The sequence below is a fragment of the Paraburkholderia phymatum genome (genome assembly GCF_038900715.1).
GTDB classification, from domain to species: Bacteria; Pseudomonadota; Gammaproteobacteria; order Burkholderiales; family Burkholderiaceae; genus Paraburkholderia; species Paraburkholderia phymatum_A.
This window is the reverse complement of sequence record NZ_JAYMRZ010000011.1, coordinates 91408-110524: the sequence shown is the minus strand read 5'-3', so window position 1 is coordinate 110524 and position 19117 is coordinate 91408. Positions and strand designations below refer to the sequence as shown.

The following is a 19117-nucleotide window of genomic DNA, read 5'->3' as shown; positions in this document are numbered from 1 at the left end:
AAGGCACGTCACGTGAATTGAACGAGCGTGCTTTTTTGTGTATCCTGCCTGCTATCGTTAAGGAACGTTAAAACGGCGGACAATGGTCCGCATGTTCCGATCATGGCCGCGTATCCGAATCGCGGTCGCATGGCATGGAGGCAGGCAGATGGCAGTGGACTACACGACATACGACGGCGTCGCCGTCATCACGCTGAACAATCCCCCCGTCAACGGCCTCGGCCTGTCGACGCGCACGGGCATCATCGAGGGCATCGACCGCGCGCAGAGCGATCCCGCCATCAAGGCGATCGTGTTGACGGGCGCGGGCAAGGCGTTCTCGGGCGGCGCCGACATCACCGAATTCAACACGCCTAAAGCGCTGCAGGAGCCGACGCTGATGACGGTCATCAAGGCCGTCGAAGGCAGCGCGAAGCCGGTTGTCGCCGCGATTCACAGCGTCGCGATGGGCGGCGGGCTGGAACTCGCGCTCGGCGCGCACTATCGCGTTGCGGCGCCTGGCGCGCAGATCGCATTGCCTGAGGTGAAGCTCGGCATTCTGCCGGGCGCGGGCGGCACGCAGCGTCTGCCGCGCGCACTAGGGCTGGAAGCGGCGCTCAACATGATCGTGTCGGGTGCGCCCGTCATGTCGGAGAAGCTCGCGGGCACGGGCCTGTTCGATGAGCTGGTCGACGGCGATCTGCTTGAAAACGCGCTCGCGTTTGCGCGCAAGGTCGGTGCGCAAAGCGGTCCGCATCCGAAGATCCGCGACCGCAAGATCGAGCATCCGAATGCGGCGGGCTTCATCCAGTTCGCGCGCAACAGCGTGGCGGCCGTCGCAAAGCAGTTCCCGGCGCCGCACAAGTGTATCGATGCGATCGAAGCGGGCGCGCTCAAGGGCTTCGAGCAAGGCATGAAAGTCGAGCGCGAATGCTTTCTCGCGCTCGTGCAGACGCCCGAGAGCAAGGCGCTGCGTCATGCGTTCTTCGGCGAGCGCGCGGCGAGCAAGATTCCCGACGTGCCGTCCGATACGCCCGTGCGCGACATTAGGAAAGTGGCCGTGATCGGCGCGGGCACGATGGGCGGCGGCATCGCGATGAACTTCGTCAACGCCGGCCTGCCCGTGATGATGCTCGAAACGAAGCAGGAAGCGCTCGATCGCGGCGTCGCGACGATCCGCAAGAACTACGAGGCGACCGTCAAGAAGGGCAAGCTGACGATGGAGGCGCTCGACGAGCGCATGGCGCTGATCACGCCGACGCTCTCGTATGACGATCTCAAGGACGCCGATCTGATCATCGAAGCCGTGTTCGAAGAGCTCGGCGTGAAGGAACAGGTGTTCGGCCGTCTCGATGAAGTCGCGAAGCCAGGTGCGATCCTCGCGTCGAATACGTCGACGCTCGATCTGAACAAGATCGCCGCGTTCACGAAGCGTCCACAGGACGTGGTCGGCATGCACTTCTTCAGCCCGGCGAACGTGATGAAGCTGCTCGAAGTGGTGCGCGGCAAGGAGACTGCAAAGGACGTGCTCGCCACCGTCATGAAGGTCGCGAAGAAAATCAAAAAGACGGCGGTGGTGTCGGGCGTGTGCGATGGCTTCATCGGCAACCGGATGATCGAGCAGTACATCCGTCAGGCGCTCTTCATGCTGGAAGAAGGCGCGCTGCCCGCGCAGGTCGACAAGGCGATCGAGAAATTCGGTTTCGCGATGGGCCCGTTCCGCATGAGCGATCTGGCGGGCAACGATATCGGCTGGGCGATTCGCAAGCGGCGTTATCAGGAGCACCCGGAGATGCACTATTCGAAGGTCGCCGATCGTCTGTGCGAGACGGGCCGCTTCGGTCAGAAGACGGGCGGCGGCTGGTACGACTACAAGGCGGGCGACCGCAACGCGTATCCGTCGAAGCAGATCGACGAGATGATCGTCGCGTATTCGAAGGAGCTCGGCGTCGAGCGCCGCAAGATTTCCGACGATGAGATCGTCGAGCGTCTCGTGTTTGCGCTCGTCAACGAAGGCGCGAAGATTCTCGACGAAGGCATCGCGTCGAAGGCGTCGGACATCGACATGGTGTATCTGACGGGCTACGGCTTCCCGCTGTGGCGCGGCGGTCCGATGCTCTACGCGGATACCGTCGGGCTCTACAACGTCGAGCGCGCGATCCGCCGTTATGCGGCGCAAGCGAACGGCGACGCGTGGCAGATTGCTCCCGGCATCGCCGGGCGCGCGGCGCAAGGGCGCGGCTTCAACGGCTGAACGCAAACGGGCCGCTGACTGGATCGAAGCACGGCGTCGAAGCAATGACGCCGAAGCAACAGCGCGGAAGGAACAGCGATGAAAAGTGCCAACGAAGTTCTGCTCGTCGTCGACGTGCAGAACGACTTCATGCCGGGTGGCGCGCTCGCGGTCGAGCGCGGCGATGAAATCGTGCCGCTCGTGAACCGGCTCGCGCGGCGTTTCAGCCACGTCGTGCTGACGCAGGACTGGCATCCGCCGTCGCATGTGTCGTTCGCGGCGAACCACGCGGGGCGCCAGCCGTTCGAGACGATCACGCTGCCGTACGGCGAGCAGGTGCTGTGGCCGACGCATTGCGTGCAGGACACGCCTGGCGCCGCGCTGCATGCGGATCTCGACATTCCGCATGCGCGCGCGGTGATCCGCAAGGGTCATCACGCGAACGTCGACAGCTATTCGGCGTTTGTCGAAGCAGACCGCAAGACGCCGACGGGCCTTGCCGGCTACCTGCGCGACACGGGCGTGACGCGCGTGTGGTGCTGTGGACTGGCGACCGACTATTGCGTCGCGTGGTCCGCGCTCGACGCGCGCGCGGCGGGCTTCGAGGCCACCGTCATCGAAGACGCGACCCGCGCGATCGATCTGAACGGTTCGCTGGACAACGCGTGGCGCGACATGCGCGCCGCGGGTGTCGAGCGCGTGCAATCGATGGACGTGCTGGCATGAATCGCCCAGCGCCGTCCAGTGCACAACGCGAACCTCACACACTCTTTGGAAAGTTGGAGACGTAGATGACTGATGCCGTAATCGTATCGACTGCCCGCACGGGCCTTGCCAAATCGTGGCGCGGCGCGTTCAACATGACGCATGGCGCGACGCTCGGCGGACACGCGACCAAGGCCGCCGTCGAGCGCGCGAAGATCGACCCGGCGCGCGTCGAGGACGTGATCATGGGCTGCGCGAACCCCGAAGGCGCGACGGGCTCGAACATCGCGCGGCCGATCGCGCTGCGCGCCGGCCTGCCCGTGACGGTGCCGGGCATGACCGTGAACCGTTTCTGCTCGTCGGGGCTGCAGACGATCGCATTGGCCGCGCAACGCGTGATGGTCGGCGAGGGCGATGTGTTCGTCGCGGGCGGCGTCGAGTCGATCTCGTGCGTGCAGAACGAAATGAATCTGCACATGTTGCGCGACAGCTGGCTGATGGAGCACAAGCCGGAGGTTTACTGGCCGATGCTGCAGACGGCCGAAAACGTCGCGAAACGCTATTCGATTTCGAAGGAGCGTCAGGACGAATACGGCGTGCAATCGCAGCAGCGCGCGGCGGCGGCGCAGGAAGCCGGGCGCTTCAACGACGAGATCGTGCCGATGACTGTGCTCGCGGGCGTCGCCGACAAGGCGAGCGGGCGCATGTTCACGAAGGAAGTGACGATCGCCGCCGACGAAGGCATCCGCGCGGACACGACGCTCGAAGGCGTGTCGAAGATCCGCACGGCGGTGCCGGGCGGCGTGATCACGGCGGGCAACGCGAGCCAGTTTTCGGACGGCGCGTCGGCGTGCGTGGTGATGAACGCGAAGGTCGCGGAGCGCGAAGGCCTGCAGCCGTTGGGCATTTTCCGTGGCTTCGCGGTCGCGGGCTGCGAGCCGGACGAAATGGGCATCGGCCCTGTATTCGCCGTGCCGAAACTGCTGAAGCAGGCGGGACTCAAGGTCGACGATATCGGTCTGTGGGAACTGAACGAAGCGTTCGCCGTGCAGGTGCTGTATTGCCGAGACAAGCTCGGTATTCCGAACGAACGCCTGAACGTCAACGGCGGCGCGATTGCCGTCGGGCATCCGTACGGCGTGTCGGGCGCACGGCTGACGGGCCATGCGCTGATCGAAGGCAAGCGGCGCGGCGCGAAGTTCGTCGTGGTGACGATGTGCATCGGCGGCGGCCAGGGCGCGGCGGGATTGTTCGAGATCGCCTGATCGCGTTTGTATCGGTTGGTGGAAAGCCCGCGTGTGGAAGCACGTGGGCTTTTTTTGTTGCCAGCGTTTTTTGCGTGTTTCGATGGCGCGGCGATCGGTCCGATGGTCGTGCGGCGCGTGCCGGTGACAACGGCGATAAGAGGCAGGCACAGGATTCGCTCGCGATGGTCGATACGCTGCCGGCTTAAACGGGTCCACGTTACATGCATCGCGATCACTTTGGCCGGCATTATCGAAGACAGCGGCGAAGTTCACCGCAAATGACGTTGCAGGGGGAACAGAGCAAGGCGCTACGGCTCCAACTGTCATCGGCAGGTTTGTATCGGATCGGGGTAAGGCGCTGAAGTGTCAACTCGGGTCGGCAGCGTTGCATGGGACCTGAGTAGGCGCTGAAGCGCCAACTCGGGTCGACAGCTTTGCATGGGACCCGAGTAGGCGCTGAAGCGCCAACTCGGGTCGACACAGGAGGGAATCATGCGAATGCGGGTTGCTTGCGTCGCCGTTGTGGAGGCGGTGGCGCTGTCGGTCGCGTCGGGTGCTGCGTCGGCGCAATCAGAGGCTTACACGAACGAGCCCGTCTATCTGTACGCGGGACCGGCACAGGACTATCCCGTCGTCGCGCAATTGCCATCGGGGCAACCCGTGACCGTCTACGGCTGCGTGAGCGGCTATACGTGGTGCGATGTCGAGATCGCGGGCGCGCGCGGCTGGGTCTACGGCGGCTATCTGACGTATCCGTATCAGGGCAGCAGCGTCCCCATCATGAACTACGGCGCAGTGATCGGTCTGCCCCTCGTCACGTTCTCGCTGGGGACGTACTGGGGCCATTACTATCGCGAGCGTCCGTGGTATCCGGACCGTTCGCGCTGGGAGCATCATCCGCCGCCGCCACACCGGCCGCCGCCCCCGCCGCAGGGCGCGAACCGGCCTCCGCCACAATCGCCGAATCAGCCGCCACCGTTTGAACAAGGTCCACAGCCGCTCGGCGCCGAACATGGACATCGGGCCGGACCGCCGCAAGGTGGCCCGCCACCGCAGATGCAGGGCGGTGGGCCGCAACCGGGGCAACCTCAGATGCAGGGCGGCGGACCACGGCCTCAGCAGCCGCCTATGCAGGGCGGTGGGCCGCGGCCTCAGCAGCCGCCGATGCAAGGCGGAAGTCCGGCGGGACCGCCGCCCGCTCAGGGCGGTATGCGTCCACAGGGACCGCCGCCTGCCCAAGGCGGTGGGCATCCGTCGGGGCCGCCGCCCGGCCAGGCGGTGGCGCGCCCAACCGGGCCGCCCCCAGGGCAAGGGGAACACAATGCGCAAAGGCCGCCAGGCGCGACGCCGGGACAAGGCCCGTCCATGTCGAATCACTGAGCGTCTCGCGGAGCACAACTGCGCTCATCGGCCGCAAATCGCCGCGCGTTCACGCCGCTTCACCAACGGCGAACGCGCGGCAGATCATGTCAGGCGCGGCGGGCGAACCAGAACCCAAACCCAAACCCAAACCCAAACCCAAACCCAAACCCAAACCCGCCGTAACCGCTACAGCCCGCTCATATTGCCCATCGGCAGCGACAGCGTGCCCTGATCGATGAAGCGCGTGCCTCCCGTGATGCCGCCCGCGAGGCGTCCGCGCAGTACGTAAGGCAGGTTGCCCGACTGTGCGCTGTCGGCGAAGGCGAACGCCTGACGCACGGCGGCGAACGCGGGCACCGTCAACGGCACGCTGATCACTGTTTCGCCGAAACGCGGCACGGTGCCCGCCTGATCGCTGACGCCGCTCGCGAACGGCTTGCCGTTGAGATCGAGTTCGACGGAAACGCCGTTGAAGTCGATGGGCGCGTCGTTCGGGTTCTGCACGCGCAGTTTCAGATTGAAGCGCATTTCCATGCCCTGGCCCGCGAGCGGCTCGATGCCGGCGACGGTCACGCGCAACGGATCGTGGCCGAACATGCTCGCACAGCCGGCCACCGACAGCATCGCGACGGCGAAGAACAACACGCGAATGAAGCGCCAGACGCGCTGAATGGCCATGGTCATGCACCTCATCAAAGGGAAGCACGCGAAACGGCGTGCATCGGATGAATTCTAGCGGGGCGCACGACGGCCGGCGCACCCGTGCAGGCACAACGGCGAGTGAAGCGGCGAGCGGTACAACGCGCGCCAACGCTCCCGCTTTTCGTATTGCCACGGCGATGAGACAATCGCGCCGCCCGTCGCGCACCGTGCTTTGGGTCCACCTGGTTCGCGCTGACCCGTTTCGCGTCGACCTGTCTCGCGCAGACCTGTTTCGCGAAGGCGGCGCCCGTGAACGGCGCCCACGAACGACACCATCGCCGCGCGTTTTCGCCATGCTGCCCAGCTCATCCCGATTGCAACGATCCGCATGAAACCAAAAATGGAAACCATCGTCCTCGCCGCCGATCTACTCGGCACGTTCATCTTCGCGATCGAGGGCGCGGTGGCGGCGATGCACAGCGGCCTCGATCTGCTCGGCGTGATGGTGATCGCGTTCGTCGCGTCGCTGGGCGGCGGCGTGACGCGCGATCTGCTGATTGGCGCGACGCCACCCAATGCGATTCGCGACTGGCGCTATCCGGCACTGACCTTCGTCGCGGGCCTGCTCACTTTCCTCTTTCATTCCGACGCCGAGGGCTTTCCCGCGTTCTGGCTCATGGTGCTCGACGCAGCGGGGCTGGCGCTGTTCGCCGTCGCGGGCGTCGAGAAGGCGATTCTGTTCGGAATCCGTCCGTTCGTGGCGGCGCTGATGGGCGCGGTGACGGGCGTCGGCGGCGGCGTCATCCGGGATGTGCTGCTCGCGCGCATTCCATCGGTGCTCGTCGCCGATATCTATGCGACGGCGGCGTTCGTCGGCGCGGTTCTCGTGCTGATCGCGCGTCGCCTCGGGCTGTCCCCTGCGATGGCGGGCGTGGCGGGTGGCGTTGCGTGCTTCGTGCTGCGCGTCGTCGCGGCCACGCATGGATGGCATCTGCCGCGCGCGAGGATGTAAGCGCAGTCTGCGCGACCGGGGCGAATAGCAGGCGTCAAAAGCAGACGTCGAAAGTAGCCGTCGAAAGCAGGCATTAAAAGCGGGCATTAAAAGCAGGTATCAAAAGTAGCCGTCAAAAGCAGACGTTAATCGTCAGCAAGATTGGAGGCGCAGCGCCCGCGTATCGGTCGATACCCTCGAGCGCCGCGCCTTCGGAATGTCGCGTCGCACGCCTACTTCAATCCGCCGACGATTCGCTCCATCTCGTCTTCGCCGAACGCGCGCAGCGTCGCCGTGCGGACGTTGCCTAGCGCAGCGAGCGCGAGGCCGAGGCGGGTCGTGGTTTCGTCGTCGGGCGAGTCGAACGAGATCACCAGGTCGTACGCGCCCAGCGTCCAGTTCACGGTGCCGATCGTTACGCCCATCGCCTTGCTGGTTTCGCGGAATGCGCGCGCCCGGTTGACCGTGTCTTTCGCGGTGCGCACGCCCTGGTCTGTCCAGTTTGCGAGCATGATGTAAGTGGCCATGTTGTCCTCGTGATGGGAATGTGGAACTGCCGCGCGTGTGCCGTGACGTCGTTCGCGACGAATCGACGAACGAATGCGACCCGGCGCGCGGGCCGTTTTCTATGCGTGCATAAAGACGCAAAGAGAAAAGAAGACAAGGCGGCCGCAGCGCGAGACGATGGGCGCCCGGAAGAGGGAAGGCCGCGGATCGTTGATGCCCGGCTTCGCGTTGCGCGCTGTTTTCGACTGCTGTGCGACGGGTGCGACTGCGTTGCGAATGTGTTGTGACTGCGTTGCGGATGCCGCGCACGGCCGGGCTGACTGCCTGAAAAGTATAGGCGACGCGGCGCGTCCGAAAGGGCCAATTGCAAGGGTCGATGTGCTTTTGTCCTATGCCGTGCAGCCCGCTCCATGCATGGGCACAGTGCGGGTATCATCTGACGACGCGACTTTCATGCAACGCATGCCGGGCATGCGCCGCCGCACAGTCAACAGCAAAGGTGAATCCCTTGATTCGTCATATCGTGATGTGGAAGCTCAAAGCGGCAGAAGGCGCGACGCGCGAACAGAACGCGCTGCTGCTGAAGGAAAAACTCGAGGCATGCCGCGATGCCGTACCGGGCATCGTGCGTCTCGATGTAGGCATCGCGACGCCTGGCCTCGACTCGACCTGCGACGTCGTGCTCGTCTGCGACTTCACCGACAAGGCGGCCCTCGACGCGTATCAGGTTCATCCCGCGCACCAGATCGTGAAGGCATTTCTTGCGCCCATCCGCGAATCGCGCGAGGCCGTCGATTATGAAATCTGAATACCGATGACCCATCAACCGAATCACATGATGATCGAGAGCCCGTTCATCGATCATCTCGGCGCGCAGCTCGTGTCGGCAACGGACGGCGCGAGCGAAGTCCTGCTGACGTTGCGCCCCGAGCATCTGAACACATGGGCCGTCGCGCACGGCGGCATCACGATGACGCTCGCCGACTGCGCGCTGGCGATGGCCGCGCGCAGTCTCGCCGCGGACGGCATCGGCGTCGTGACCGTCGAAATGAAAGTGAACTTCATGCAGCCCGGCAGCGGCGAGTTGCGCGCGACGGCCCGCGTGCTGCACCGCTCGACCACGATGGCCTATTGCGAAGGCGAGATTCGCGACAGCGAAGGCCACTTCGTCGCGAAGGCGCTCGGCACGTTCAAGTACATGCGGCGGCTCGCCGTCGGCCGCGAGGTCAGGCAGCAGCGGCTGCGCAGCGATCCGTCCGCGAGACCCGGGCCCAGCGACGGCTGAACGCGTGGCCCTGCGCTTTCATCGATGACCGAACAATTTACGGAGACAACCGTCATGGACGAAGTCAATCGTCAGATCCTCCTCGTGTCGCGTCCGCAAGGCGCGGCATCCACGGACAATTTCAGGCTCGTCGAAACGCCGCTTGCGCCGCTCGCAGACGGCGAGGTGCGCGTGCGCAATCACTACCTGTCGCTCGATCCGTACATGCGCGGCCGCATGAACGACGCGAAGTCGTACGCAGCGCCCCAGCCGTTGAACGAAGTGATGATCGGTGGCACGGTGGGTGAAGTGATCGAGTCGAAGAACGCGGCATTCAAGCCCGGCGACAGGGTGGTCGGCATGTTCGGCTGGCAGGAGTTCGGCACATCGGACGGCAAGGGCTTGCAAAAGGTCGATGACACGCACGTGCCGCTCTCCGCGTATCTCGGGCCTGTCGGCATGCCGGGCGCGACGGGCTGGTACGGCCTCAACAGGATCATCGCGCCGAAGGCGGGCGAGACGGTCGTTGTCAGCGCGGCGAGCGGGGCCGTCGGCAGCGTCGTCGGGCAACTGGCGAAGCTCGCGGGCGCGCGTGCCGTGGGCATTGCGGGCGGCGCCGAGAAATGCCGCTATGTCGTCGAGACACTCGGCTTCGATGCATGCGTCGACTACAAGGCGGGCAACCTGTACCAGGACCTGAAGGCGGCGACGCCCAACGGCGTGGACGGCTGCTTCGAGAACGTCGGCGGCGACGGGCTCGACGCGACGCTCGCGCGGATGAACGCGTTCGGCCGCATCGCGGTGTGTGGCTATATCGCCGGTTACGACGGCGCGCCCGTGCCGCTCAAGCATCCGTCGTTGATCCTCACGCAGCGTCTGCTCGTGCAGGGCTTCATCATCACCGAACACCTCGATGTGTGGCCCGTTGCGCTGAAGGAGCTCGGCACGCTCGTCGCGCAAAAGAAGCTGCACTATCGCGAGTCCATCGCGCACGGTCTGGAGAACGCGCCGGAAGCGTTTCTCGGCATGCTGAAGGGGCGCAACTTCGGCAAGCAGCTCGTCAAGCTGATCTGAGCGCGCGGGCCGTCTTCAGGCACTCACCACGCGCAATGGTCCACTAAGGGAGTTTGCATGTTCCAGTTCGACGGCAAGGTTGCCGTTATCACGGGCGCGGCGAGCGGTTTTGGCCGCGCGTTCGCGGAAAAGGGCGCATCGCTCGGCATGAAGCTCGTGCTCGCGGATGTCGATGCGAGCGCGCTCGCGCAAACGGTCGACACCCTGCGCGCGTCGGGCGCGGAAGTCGTCGGCGTGCCTACGGACGTCTCCGATGCCGCGCAGGTTCAGGCGCTGGCCGATGCCGCGCTCGCGGCCTTCGGCAAGGTCCATCTGCTCTTCAACAACGCGGGCGTCGGCGCGGGCGGCTTCCTGTGGGAAAGCTCGGCGAACGACTGGGCCTGGGTATTCGGCGTCAACGTGATGGGCGTCGCGCATGGCGTGCGCGTCTTCACGCCGATCATGCTCGCGCAGAACGAGCCCGCACATATCGTCAATACCGCGTCGGTGGCGGGCTTGCTGTCGCCGCCGTCGATGGGCATCTACAACGCGTCGAAACACGCGGTCGTGTCGCTGACGGAGACGCTCTATCACGATCTACAAAACGCGGGTGGCGAAGTCGGTTGCTCGCTGCTGTGTCCCGCGTTCGTGCCGACGGGCATCGCGGACGCCGAGCGCTCGCGTCCCGAATCGCTGCGCAACGGCGCGCAACCGACTCGCTCGCAACTCGCCGCCGACAAGCAGCTGCAGCGCGCCGTGCGTTCCGGCAAGCTCAGCGCGGCGGATGTCGCGAGCCTGACGTTCGACGCGATCGCCGAGCGGCGCTTTTATATCCTCACGCATCCCGCCATTCTTGCGACGGTGCGGCTGCGCCACGAGGATATCGAGCAGCAGCGCAATCCGACTGATCCGCTGTCGCTGAAGCCCGAGGTCAAGGAAGTCCGTTAGCGCGCGCATGACCGGCATGGGTAACGTAAGCGCTTCGTGGCGTCACGTGGCATCATACGGCGCTCACTCAACCGACGGGCGCTCATGCGCCGCCGACCGAACATGCCGTTGAACCCGAAGATCGAGCAGGTGCTCGACATGATCGCGCGCGCGAAGCGCCCCGCGTATCACGATCTGACCGCGCAGGAAGCGCGCGCGTCATACGAAAAGAGCGCGCCGATACTCGAAGTGCCCGCCGCGCCGATGTTTTCTGTCGAAGACATCGACGTGCCGATGCGCGACGGCGTGCCGATCCGCGTGCGTCTCTATCATCCCGCCGAGCCGCAGTGGGCAAACCCCGCGCCCGCGCTCGTCTACTATCACGGCGGCGGCTTCACGGTCGGCAGCGTGAACACGCACGATGCGATCTGCCGGATGTTCGCGCGCGACGCGCAGTGCGTCGTGATGTCGGTCGATTACCGGCTCGCGCCCGAGCACAAGTTCCCGACGGCCGTCGACGATTCGTTCGACGCGCTCAAGTGGCTTCATGAGAACGCGGCGCTCTATGGCATCGACGCGCGCCGCATCGCCGTCGGCGGCGATAGCGCGGGCGGCACGCTCGCCACCGTCTGCGCCGTGCTTGCGCGAGACGCGGATATCGAGCTCGCGCTGCAACTGCTGATCTATCCCGGCACGACGGGCCACCAGCAGACCGATTCGCACGAACGCCTCGCGGACGGCTACCTGCTGTCCGGCGACACGATTCAATGGTTCTTCGAGCAATACCTGCGCAACGACGACGATCGCCATGACTGGCGTTTCGCGCCGCTCGACGGCACGCGCGGCGCGCCGGATTTCCGTCGCGTGGCGCGCGCGTGGATTGCGACGGCCGAATACGATCCGCTCAGCGACGAAGGCGAGGCCTATGCGTACAAGCTGCGCGAGGCGGGCAATGCCGTCGCGTTCAAGTGCTACGCCGGCATGATCCACGAGTTCTTCAAGATGGGCGGCTACGTGCCCGAAGTCAGCCGCGCGCATGAGGATGCAGCGGCGGCGTTGCGCGCCGCGTTCGGCGTCGAATAGGGCGCGTGCTGTCTGGCGCGGCTTTGCGTTACGCGATGTCGAATGTGAAGCAGCGCTCGTAGTCGCCGGGACGTACGACGCGGTGCGAACCGTTGTCGTCGCTGCGTTCGAGCGCCGACACGCTGAGGCGAGAGTGCTGCGCAAGCACCCGCAGCGCCGTCGTGCCCCGCGTGCCGTACTCGGGCGTATCGATGAAGGCCGCCGACAGCGCGCGTTCGCGCTCGAGCGAAATGCCCGTCGCCGGCAGTTCGTCGTCGCGCGCGACGTGCGGATCGCGCATCAGGCCGACCAGCGTCGCGAGCGGTGCGCGCGCGTCGCCGGCGAGCACCTGCGCGAGTTCCGCGCGCTTGTGAACGAGCTTGGGCCACGGCGTGTCGAGCACCGCGTTCGAGATGCCGTGCGTGCCCGGCGCGAGCAGCGTCGGCGCGGCGGGCGAGCGGTTGCAGTACCAGGCCAGTTCGCGCTGCTTCCAGTCGCCCACCAGCAGATTGAAGCCGTTATACATGTCGCCGTCTTGCGCGACTTGCAGCAGATAGTCGAGCGGCGGCGTGCCGCGCTCGATGCCGTGGCCGTTCGACAGCCAGTTGCTGACCAGCGTGCCGCGCGTCGGGGCGTCGGCGCGCATTTCGCTCGGCGCGCGATAGTTGGTGAGCGCGGCGAAGCGTCCGTCGCGCGTCATCCCGAGCCACGTGCCGCCGCCGACGAGATCGCGCCCCGCGAGCAGATCGGGCGCTTCGTCCCACCAGTGCATCGGCTCGGCTGTGCGCTTCAGGAATTCGTCGCGGTTCGCGGCGAGCGTGAACAGCGGACCGTCGGACGCATCGGGGCGCCAGTCGAACACGATCAGACACATCGGAAAAGGTTTACGTAACGAGAGTGCGTGAACACGGCGGGACCACGCCGCGCCCGAACAAAAAGGCGCGGCGCGTTGAGCATGCAGGTATCGCTTTGGCTCAGATTTCCGCCGGCAGCGCGTACGGCAACGGCAGGAAAGCGAGCGCCGGACCGTCCGCCGAGCCCAGATGCACGGTGCCGTTTTCGAGCGCGGCGAGCTTGATCTCGACGAGCGCATCGACGCCGCCGTCGGGCGCAGCCGCCGTATTGACGAGCATCCCGCACGGCTGGCCCGGATCGTCCGAATGGAACAGCTCGGCGCCCGGCACGACGCTTTCCATTTCGCCCGCGACGTTCGCGAGCGCCATGCGCCGCTTGATCGTGCCGCGATACTGGCTGCGCGCGACCACTTCCTGGCCCGGATAGCAGCCCTTGCGGAAATTGACGCCGCCGAGCACGTCGAAGTTGACCATCTGCGGGACGAACTGCTCGGCGACGCGCTGCGTGATGCGCGGCTCGCCCGCACGGATGTCGAGCCAGTCCCACACGGCCGCCGACACGCGCGTGAGCTTCGTTTCGAGCGCGGGCAGGCGCGCCTGGACTTCGGCAGTCGGGCCGACCCACACATACCGCAGGCGTCCCGCCGCATCCGGCACGCGCACGAGCGAGCCCGCCGGGCCGTCGACCTTCACGTGCACGCCGTCGGGAATCGCGTCGAACACGCCGGAGAGCGCGGCGCGCACGTCACCGGCGAGGCCGATCGCGAGCGTGTCGTCCGTCGCGTCGGACAGCTTCGCTTTCGCGCGCAGCACGAACATCGACAGACGCTTTTGCACGCCGGTCTGCACGTCCTTCGATACCAGCATCCGGATCGACTCGCCGCTGCACCACATGAGGAACGACGCGAGCAGGCGGCCTTTCGCCGAGCAGTAGCCGGCAAGGCGCGCGGTGGCCGCGTCGAGATGCTGTGTGTCGTTGGTGAGCTGCGAATGCAGGAAGGAGGCGGCGTCGTCGCCCTTCGTATCGATCACGCCGAACTGCGGAAGCGGCATGAAAGCGCCGCGCGACAGCACGGCATCGAATTCGTCGCGCGTGGGTCGCGGGAACGCGGGAAGCGAAACGGAAGCGGAGGCAGCGGTGCCGGGTGCAGCGAGCGGTGCGTTCATGGATTCGGTGAACAGTCAAATCTGACTTTGGCGGAGGCAAGCAAGTATTATATTGGCTTCACTCCTGCCATGTTTCGCATGACCTTTTTGAAGAAATGTCTCATCGCTTGCGTCGTGCTCGCGATGCTGACCGTCGCCGCGGCCTTCGGCGCCTACCACTGGGCCACCACACCCGTCCAACTCGCCAGCCCGCAACTCGACGTCACGATCAAGCCGCACAGCAGCCTGCGCAGCGTCACCGCGCAGCTCAACAGAGGCGGCGTGCCAGTCGAGCCTGAGCTGTTCGTCATCATGACGCGCGTGCTCCGCCTGCAGACGGCGCTCAAATCGGGCAACTACGAGTTCAAGCAGGGCATCACGCCGTACGAAGTGCTGCAGAAGATCGCGCGCGGCGACGTCAACGAGTACGTCGCGACGATCATCGAAGGCTGGACGTTCAGGCACATGCGCTCGGAACTGGATTCGAACCCTGCGCTGAAGCACGACACGGCGACCATGTCCGACGCCGACATCCTGAAAGCAATCGGCGCGCCGGAAACGCCGACGGGCACGGGCGAAGGGCTGTTCTTCCCGGATACCTACCTGTTCGACAAGGACGCGAGCGATCTCGACGTCTATCGCCGCGCGTACCGGCTGATGAAGCTGCGCATCGACGAAGCATGGGCCGGGCGCGCGCCGGGCCTGCCGTACAAGACGCCGTATGAGGCGCTGACGATGGCGTCGATCGTCGAAAAGGAAACGGGCAAGGCCTCCGACCGGGCAATGGTCGCGGGCGTGTTCGCGAACCGTCTGCGCGCGGGCATGCCGCTGCAGACCGACCCGACCGTCATCTACGGAATGGGCGACAGCTACACGGGGCATCTGCGCAAAAAGGATTTGCAGACGGACACTCCCTACAATACCTACACGCGGATGGGTCTGCCGCCTTCGCCGATCGCGCTGCCGGGCGTCGCGTCGCTGCAGGCCGCGCTCAACCCCGCGCCGACCACCGCGCTGTATTTCGTCTCGCGCGGCGACGGCAGCAGCATTTTTTCTGACACGCTCGGCGATCACAACAAGGCCGTCGACAAATACATTCGAGGGCAATGATGGCGCGGGGCAAATTCATCACGTTCGAGGGCATCGACGGCGCGGGCAAGACCACACATCTCGGCTGGTTCCGCGACCGGCTGGAGCAGAAGGTCGCGGCGGCGGGCCGCTCCGTCGTCATGACGCGCGAGCCGGGCGGCACGAAGCTCGGCGAAACGCTGCGCGACATCCTGCTGCATCAGCCGATGGATCTCGAAACCGAGGCGCTGCTGATGTTCGCGGCGCGCCGCGAGCATCTCGCGCAGGTCATCGAGCCGGCGCTGGCGCGCGGCGACTGGGTGCTGTCCGACCGCTTCACCGATGCGACGTTCGCCTATCAGGGCGGCGGGCGCGGCCTGCCGCGCGACAAGCTGGAAACGCTCGAGCGCTGGGTGCAGGGCGGTTTCCAGCCGGACCTGACGGTGCTGTTCGACGTGCCGCCCGATACGGCCAGCGAACGCCGCAGCGCCGCGCGCGCGCCGGATCGCTTCGAGAGCGAATCGGACGCGTTCTTTACCCGCACGCGCGCCGAATACCTGCGCCGCGCCGAGGAAGCGCCTTATCGATTCGCTATCATCGACTCGACGCGCAGCGTCGCGGACATCCAGAAACAGCTCGAGGAATTGATTGCATCGCTTTGATTTTCAAGCGATATAAGCTTTCCATATGACCGGTAGAGATGTTCGGCCAATACTTGAGAAAGTCTCGTCAACCTAGTGAATCAAAAGACAAACGATGATTTATCCGTGGCAAACCGATGACTGGAGCCGCCTGCAGCAGCTGCGCGCCCACTGGCCGCATGCGTTGCTGCTTCATGGGCAGGCCGGGATCGGCAAGCTGCGCTTCGCCCAGCATCTTGCGCAGGGGCTGTTGTGCGAATCGGCGTTGCCCAACGGCGAGCCGTGCGGCAAGTGCGCGGCGTGCAACTGGTTCAGCCAGGGCAATCACCCGGACTACCGGATCGTGCTGCCCGAGGCCCTTGCCGCCGAAGCGGGCTTCGTCAACGCCGCAGGCGATGACAAAGCGGACAAAGCCGACAAGGGCGACGCCGACGACGGCGGCAAGAAGACGCGCGCGCCGAGCAAGGAAATCAAGATCGAGCAGGTGCGGGCGCTGCTGGACTTTTGCGGCGTCGGCTCGCATCGCGGCGGGATGCGCGTCGTCGTGCTGTATCCCGCCGAGGCGCTGAATGTCGCCGCCGCCAATGCGCTGCTCAAGACGCTCGAAGAACCGCCTGCGGGCGTCGTGTTCCTGATGGTGTCGGCGCGCATCGACCGCCTGCTGCCGACCATCATCAGCCGCTGCCGTCAATGGCCGATGACGACGCCCTCGCCGGAGGCCGCCACGGCCTGGCTCGCGGCGCAGGGCATCGACGATGCGCCGGGCCTGCTCGCGGAAGTGGGCGGCGCGCCGCTGACGGCGCTCGCGCTGGCGAGCGACGAAAACCGGCCGCTGCGCGACTGGACGCTGAAGCAACTGGCGGCTGGTCCGGACTGCGATGCGTTCGCCTGCGGCGAGACGCTGCAGAAGCTGCCTGTTCCGCTCGTACTCGGCTGGCTGCAGCGCTGGATGTACGACCTGCTCGCGCAGTCCACGGCGGGCACGCCGCGCTATTTCCCGGCGGCTGCGTCGGCGCTTGCGCGCTGCGCGTCGCTGGCCGATGCGCACGCATTCGCGCGTTTCATGCGGACGGTCACGCGGCAGCGCGCCGTCGAGAACCATCCGCTCAACGCGCGGCTCGTGTTCGAGGAACTGTTTCTCGGCTATCGCGACCTGTTCGCGTAGCCCGCGCGGAGCGGCGTGCGGCCGTTTCGCCGTGCTTCCTGTCCCATTACATTGAACGATATCGACATGACTTTTCAGTACCGCGACGCCACGCTCGACGATCTGCCCGAAATCGTCGCCATTTACAACTCGACCGTGCCGTCGCGGCAGGTCACGGCCGATCTGGAGCCCGTCAGCATCGACAGCCGCCGCGCGTGGTTCGACGCGCATGGCCCCGAGAAGCGTCCGCTGTGGGTGGTCGAAGACGAGGGGCGCATTATCGGATGGCTGAGTTTTTCTGATTTCTACGGCCGTCCGGCCTATCAGCGTACGTCCGAAGTCAGCATCTATCTGGACGAAGCGGCGCGTGGCAAGGGCTTGGGAAAGAAACTGCTTGCGGCTTCGCTGGAAGCGGCGCCGAAGCTCGGCATCGATACGGTGCTCGGTTTCGTGTTCGGCCACAATGAGCCGAGCGTGCGGCTTTTCCAATCGTTCGGCTTTACCGCCTGGGGCACGCTGCCGCGCGTTGCGGTGCTGGATGGCGTCGAACGCGATCTCGTCATCCTCGGTAAGCGTCTGGACGGTTCACACTAAGGGCGCACTGACTCGCCATCGGATTTTTCGCAGGACTTCATCATGTTTGTCGATTCGCACTGTCACATCAACTTCGAGGGACTCGGCGACCGCCTGCCGCAAGTGCTGGAGAATATGCGCTCGCATGCCGTCACGCATGCGTTGTGCGTATCCGTCGATTTCGAAACACTGCCGTCCGTGCTGGACATCGCGAGCGCGTATGACAACGTGTACGCGTCGGTTGGCGTGCATCCCGATCACGAAGACGCGCGCGAGCCGTCCGTCGCCGAGCTGGTCGAGCTGGCGCAGCATCCGAAGGTGGTTGCGATCGGCGAGACGGGGCTCGACTACTACCGGCTCGAAGGCCGCTCGATCGATGATATGGAGTGGCAGCGCGAGCGCTTTCGCGTGCATATCCGCGCCGCGCATCGGACGGGCAAGCCGCTGATCATCCATACGCGCGCGTCGTCGGCGGACACGCTGCGGATCATGGCCGAGGAGCGCGCGAGCGAGCCGGGCGGCGTGATGCACTGCTTCACCGAGCCGTGGACCGTCGCCGAACAGGCGCTCGCGCAGAATTTCCACATTTCGCTGTCGGGCATCGTCACGTTCAAGAACGCGACCGACGTGCAGGATGTCGCGCGCCGCGTGCCGCTCGACCGGTTGCTGATCGAAACCGACTCGCCGTACCTCGCTCCCGTGCCATATCGCGGCAAGCCGAATGAACCTGCGTACGTGAGCTATGTCGGACGCTTCATCGCGCAGCAACGCGAGATGCCGGACGAAGCGCTCGCCGCTGCGACGACCGAGAACTTCTTCCGCCTGTTCAAGATTCCGGCGCCGGCAGGTGCTTGAGTTGCGAAGTCAGCAATATCAATAGGATAGGAAATTTTCCTAAAGTAAAGCATGAAAAAATACATGATCGAGGGCCGTAACGGCATGCCTTTGCGTCCGTCCATCGCGCGCGCCGTGGGCCTGCGCCGACGTTTCGCGGCTGTGTCGCTGGCGGCGGGTGTCGCGTTCGCGACGCTCGGCGCGCTGCCTGCGCATGCGGCGCCCGCCGACACGATGATCAAGGCCGTCAAGTTCGACGACGTGAAGGAAGTGAAGAAGCAACTGGCGAACGGCATGGACCCGAACATGGCCGACAACCAGGGCATCCCGCTTCTGGTGATCGCCGCGCGCGAGAAGTCGGACAAGGTGGTCGCCGCGCTGATCGACAACCCGAAAACGGACGTCGAGATTCTCGACAAGGCGGGCGAAAACGCGATGATGATGGCCGCGCTGAACGGCGACATCAATATCGTGAAGCTGCTGATCGCGAAGGACGCCGAGGTCAACAAGAAGGGCTGGGCGCCGCTGCACTACGCAGCCGCGAACGGTCACGACGACATCGTCAAGCTGTTGCTCGATCACGACGCATACATCGACGCGGGTTCGCCGAACGGCACGACGCCGCTGATGATGGCGGCGCGCGGCGGCCACGTGTCGACCGTCAAGCTGCTGCTCGACAGCGGCGCGGACCTGAACGTGAAGAACCAGATCGGCCTGACGGCGCTCGATTTCGCGAAGCAGTACAAGGAGCCGGACGTCGTCGAGGGCCTGACGGCGCGCATGCAGCAGACGCAAAAGCAGGCACCCGCCGGCGCGCCTGCAACGCCGCAAAACAGTGCAAAATAGCGGCTTCGGCGCGAGTCACCACGCGCCCGAATTGCAGCC

20 protein-coding genes are annotated in these 19117 nt (G+C 65.4%); 16 read left to right on the top strand and 4 right to left on the bottom strand.

Going from position 1 to position 19117, the window contains the following annotated elements; genetic code table 11:
- The first annotated feature begins 148 nt into the window (after positions 1-148).
- The 4 genes from VSR68_RS20875 to VSR68_RS20860 all read left to right on the top strand — a co-directional run bounded on the left by VSR68_RS20875 (position 149) and on the right by VSR68_RS20860 (position 5544).
- Positions 149-2233: a 3-hydroxyacyl-CoA dehydrogenase NAD-binding domain-containing protein gene (locus VSR68_RS20875; protein ID WP_342941660.1), complete on the top strand. Its 2085-nt coding sequence runs from the start codon at positions 149-151 to the stop codon at positions 2231-2233.
- 78 nt (positions 2234-2311) lie between these two features.
- A complete protein-coding gene (pncA, locus tag VSR68_RS20870; protein WP_342941659.1) occupies positions 2312-2938 on the top strand; it encodes a bifunctional nicotinamidase/pyrazinamidase in 627 nt (208 codons plus the stop codon).
- Positions 2939-3003: 65 nt separating this feature from the next.
- Positions 3004-4182, top strand: a complete 1179-nt coding sequence (locus VSR68_RS20865; RefSeq protein ID WP_342941658.1) for an acetyl-CoA C-acyltransferase — start codon at positions 3004-3006, stop codon at positions 4180-4182.
- Between the two features lie 474 nt (positions 4183-4656).
- On the top strand, positions 4657-5544 hold the full coding sequence (locus VSR68_RS20860) for an SH3 domain-containing protein (protein WP_342941657.1): 888 nt from the start codon (positions 4657-4659) through the stop codon (positions 5542-5544).
- A 168-nt stretch (positions 5545-5712) separates the two neighbouring features.
- On the opposite strand, the gene VSR68_RS20855 is transcribed toward VSR68_RS20860, so the two are convergent.
- Positions 5713-6150, bottom strand: a complete 438-nt coding sequence (locus VSR68_RS20855) for an LEA type 2 family protein (protein ID WP_428983549.1) — start codon at positions 6148-6150, stop codon at positions 5713-5715.
- A gap of 406 nt (positions 6151-6556) precedes the next feature.
- Here VSR68_RS20855 and VSR68_RS20850 point away from each other — a divergent pair, with 406 nt between their 5' ends.
- Positions 6557-7180 (top strand): trimeric intracellular cation channel family protein, encoded by a 624-nt coding sequence (locus tag VSR68_RS20850; RefSeq protein WP_342941655.1) that lies wholly within the window; start codon positions 6557-6559, stop codon positions 7178-7180.
- A gap of 212 nt (positions 7181-7392) precedes the next feature.
- On the opposite strand, the gene VSR68_RS20845 is transcribed toward VSR68_RS20850, so the two are convergent.
- Positions 7393-7686: a GYD domain-containing protein gene (locus VSR68_RS20845; protein WP_152764762.1), complete on the bottom strand. Its 294-nt coding sequence runs from the start codon at positions 7684-7686 to the stop codon at positions 7393-7395.
- A gap of 488 nt (positions 7687-8174) precedes the next feature.
- Between VSR68_RS20845 and VSR68_RS20840 the strand changes: the two genes are divergently transcribed.
- From VSR68_RS20840 to VSR68_RS20820, 5 genes are all read left to right on the top strand, one after another.
- Positions 8175-8474, top strand: coding sequence for a Dabb family protein (locus VSR68_RS20840; RefSeq protein ID WP_342941654.1), 300 nt, complete (start codon positions 8175-8177; stop codon positions 8472-8474).
- A 30-nt stretch (positions 8475-8504) separates the two neighbouring features.
- Complete coding sequence (locus VSR68_RS20835) at positions 8505-8951, top strand: PaaI family thioesterase (RefSeq protein ID WP_342941789.1); 447 nt, start codon at positions 8505-8507, stop codon at positions 8949-8951.
- 54 nt (positions 8952-9005) lie between these two features.
- Positions 9006-10004, top strand: coding sequence for an NADP-dependent oxidoreductase (locus tag VSR68_RS20830; RefSeq protein WP_342941653.1), 999 nt, complete (start codon positions 9006-9008; stop codon positions 10002-10004).
- 57 nt (positions 10005-10061) lie between these two features.
- Positions 10062-10931, top strand: coding sequence for an SDR family oxidoreductase (locus VSR68_RS20825; RefSeq protein ID WP_342941652.1), 870 nt, complete (start codon positions 10062-10064; stop codon positions 10929-10931).
- 102 nt (positions 10932-11033) lie between these two features.
- Complete coding sequence (locus VSR68_RS20820) at positions 11034-11993, top strand: alpha/beta hydrolase (protein ID WP_342941788.1); 960 nt, start codon at positions 11034-11036, stop codon at positions 11991-11993.
- Between the two features lie 28 nt (positions 11994-12021).
- On the opposite strand, the gene VSR68_RS20815 is transcribed toward VSR68_RS20820, so the two are convergent.
- Complete coding sequence (locus tag VSR68_RS20815) at positions 12022-12846, bottom strand: NRDE family protein (RefSeq protein ID WP_342941651.1); 825 nt, start codon at positions 12844-12846, stop codon at positions 12022-12024.
- A gap of 100 nt (positions 12847-12946) precedes the next feature.
- On the bottom strand, positions 12947-13993 hold the full coding sequence (locus VSR68_RS20810) for a folate-binding protein (protein ID WP_342941650.1): 1047 nt from the start codon (positions 13991-13993) through the stop codon (positions 12947-12949).
- Positions 13994-14071: 78 nt separating this feature from the next.
- On the opposite strand from VSR68_RS20810, the gene mltG reads away from it, so the two are divergent.
- The 6 genes from mltG (at position 14072) to VSR68_RS20780 (ending at position 19078) form a co-directional block, all read left to right on the top strand.
- Positions 14072-15082, top strand: a complete 1011-nt coding sequence (gene mltG, locus VSR68_RS20805; RefSeq protein ID WP_342941649.1) for an endolytic transglycosylase MltG — start codon at positions 14072-14074, stop codon at positions 15080-15082.
- Positions 15082-15702 carry a dTMP kinase gene (gene tmk / locus VSR68_RS20800; protein WP_342941787.1) on the top strand — a complete coding sequence of 207 codons (621 nt, stop codon included), beginning with the start codon at positions 15082-15084 and terminating at the stop codon, positions 15700-15702. The genes mltG and tmk overlap by 1 nt, the downstream gene beginning before the upstream one ends.
- Positions 15703-15796: 94 nt before the next feature.
- On the top strand, positions 15797-16846 hold the full coding sequence (locus VSR68_RS20795; RefSeq protein WP_342941648.1) for a DNA polymerase III subunit delta': 1050 nt from the start codon (positions 15797-15799) through the stop codon (positions 16844-16846).
- 66 nt (positions 16847-16912) lie between these two features.
- Positions 16913-17419 (top strand): N-acetyltransferase family protein, encoded by a 507-nt coding sequence (locus VSR68_RS20790; protein WP_342941647.1) that lies wholly within the window; start codon positions 16913-16915, stop codon positions 17417-17419.
- Between the two features lie 42 nt (positions 17420-17461).
- Positions 17462-18253, top strand: a complete 792-nt coding sequence (locus tag VSR68_RS20785) for a TatD family hydrolase (protein ID WP_342941646.1) — start codon at positions 17462-17464, stop codon at positions 18251-18253.
- Between the two features lie 51 nt (positions 18254-18304).
- Entirely contained in the window at positions 18305-19078 is a 774-nt protein-coding gene (locus VSR68_RS20780; RefSeq protein ID WP_342941645.1) for an ankyrin repeat domain-containing protein, read from the top strand.
- Positions 19079-19117: the final 39 nt, after the last annotated feature.

What these genes read in the sequence shown, in the direction of transcription:
- VSR68_RS20875 (WP_342941660.1), top strand. Translation starts at nt 149, where the DNA reads ATGGCAGTGGACTACACGACATACGACGGCGTCGCCGTCATCACGCTG.
- pncA (WP_342941659.1), top strand. Translation starts at nt 2,312, where the DNA reads ATGAAAAGTGCCAACGAAGTTCTGCTCGTCGTCGACGTGCAGAACGAC.
- VSR68_RS20865 (WP_342941658.1), top strand. Translation starts at nt 3,004, where the DNA reads ATGACTGATGCCGTAATCGTATCGACTGCCCGCACGGGCCTTGCCAAA.
- VSR68_RS20860 (WP_342941657.1), top strand. Translation starts at nt 4,657, where the DNA reads ATGCGAATGCGGGTTGCTTGCGTCGCCGTTGTGGAGGCGGTGGCGCTG.
- VSR68_RS20855 (WP_428983549.1), bottom strand. Translation starts at nt 6,150, where the DNA reads ATGCTGTCGGTGGCCGGCTGTGCGAGCATGTTCGGCCACGATCCGTTG.
- VSR68_RS20850 (WP_342941655.1), top strand. Translation starts at nt 6,557, where the DNA reads ATGAAACCAAAAATGGAAACCATCGTCCTCGCCGCCGATCTACTCGGC.
- VSR68_RS20845 (WP_152764762.1), bottom strand. Translation starts at nt 7,686, where the DNA reads ATGGCCACTTACATCATGCTCGCAAACTGGACAGACCAGGGCGTGCGC.
- VSR68_RS20835 (WP_342941789.1), top strand. Translation starts at nt 8,505, where the DNA reads ATGATCGAGAGCCCGTTCATCGATCATCTCGGCGCGCAGCTCGTGTCG.
- VSR68_RS20830 (WP_342941653.1), top strand. Translation starts at nt 9,006, where the DNA reads ATGGACGAAGTCAATCGTCAGATCCTCCTCGTGTCGCGTCCGCAAGGC.
- VSR68_RS20825 (WP_342941652.1), top strand. Translation starts at nt 10,062, where the DNA reads ATGTTCCAGTTCGACGGCAAGGTTGCCGTTATCACGGGCGCGGCGAGC.
- VSR68_RS20820 (WP_342941788.1), top strand. Translation starts at nt 11,034, where the DNA reads ATGCCGTTGAACCCGAAGATCGAGCAGGTGCTCGACATGATCGCGCGC.
- VSR68_RS20815 (WP_342941651.1), bottom strand. Translation starts at nt 12,846, where the DNA reads ATGTGTCTGATCGTGTTCGACTGGCGCCCCGATGCGTCCGACGGTCCG.
- VSR68_RS20810 (WP_342941650.1), bottom strand. Translation starts at nt 13,993, where the DNA reads ATGAACGCACCGCTCGCTGCACCCGGCACCGCTGCCTCCGCTTCCGTT.
- mltG (WP_342941649.1), top strand. Translation starts at nt 14,072, where the DNA reads ATGACCTTTTTGAAGAAATGTCTCATCGCTTGCGTCGTGCTCGCGATG.
- tmk (WP_342941787.1), top strand. Translation starts at nt 15,082, where the DNA reads ATGGCGCGGGGCAAATTCATCACGTTCGAGGGCATCGACGGCGCGGGC.
- VSR68_RS20795 (WP_342941648.1), top strand. Translation starts at nt 15,797, where the DNA reads ATGATTTATCCGTGGCAAACCGATGACTGGAGCCGCCTGCAGCAGCTG.
- VSR68_RS20790 (WP_342941647.1), top strand. Translation starts at nt 16,913, where the DNA reads ATGACTTTTCAGTACCGCGACGCCACGCTCGACGATCTGCCCGAAATC.
- VSR68_RS20785 (WP_342941646.1), top strand. Translation starts at nt 17,462, where the DNA reads ATGTTTGTCGATTCGCACTGTCACATCAACTTCGAGGGACTCGGCGAC.
- VSR68_RS20780 (WP_342941645.1), top strand. Translation starts at nt 18,305, where the DNA reads ATGAAAAAATACATGATCGAGGGCCGTAACGGCATGCCTTTGCGTCCG.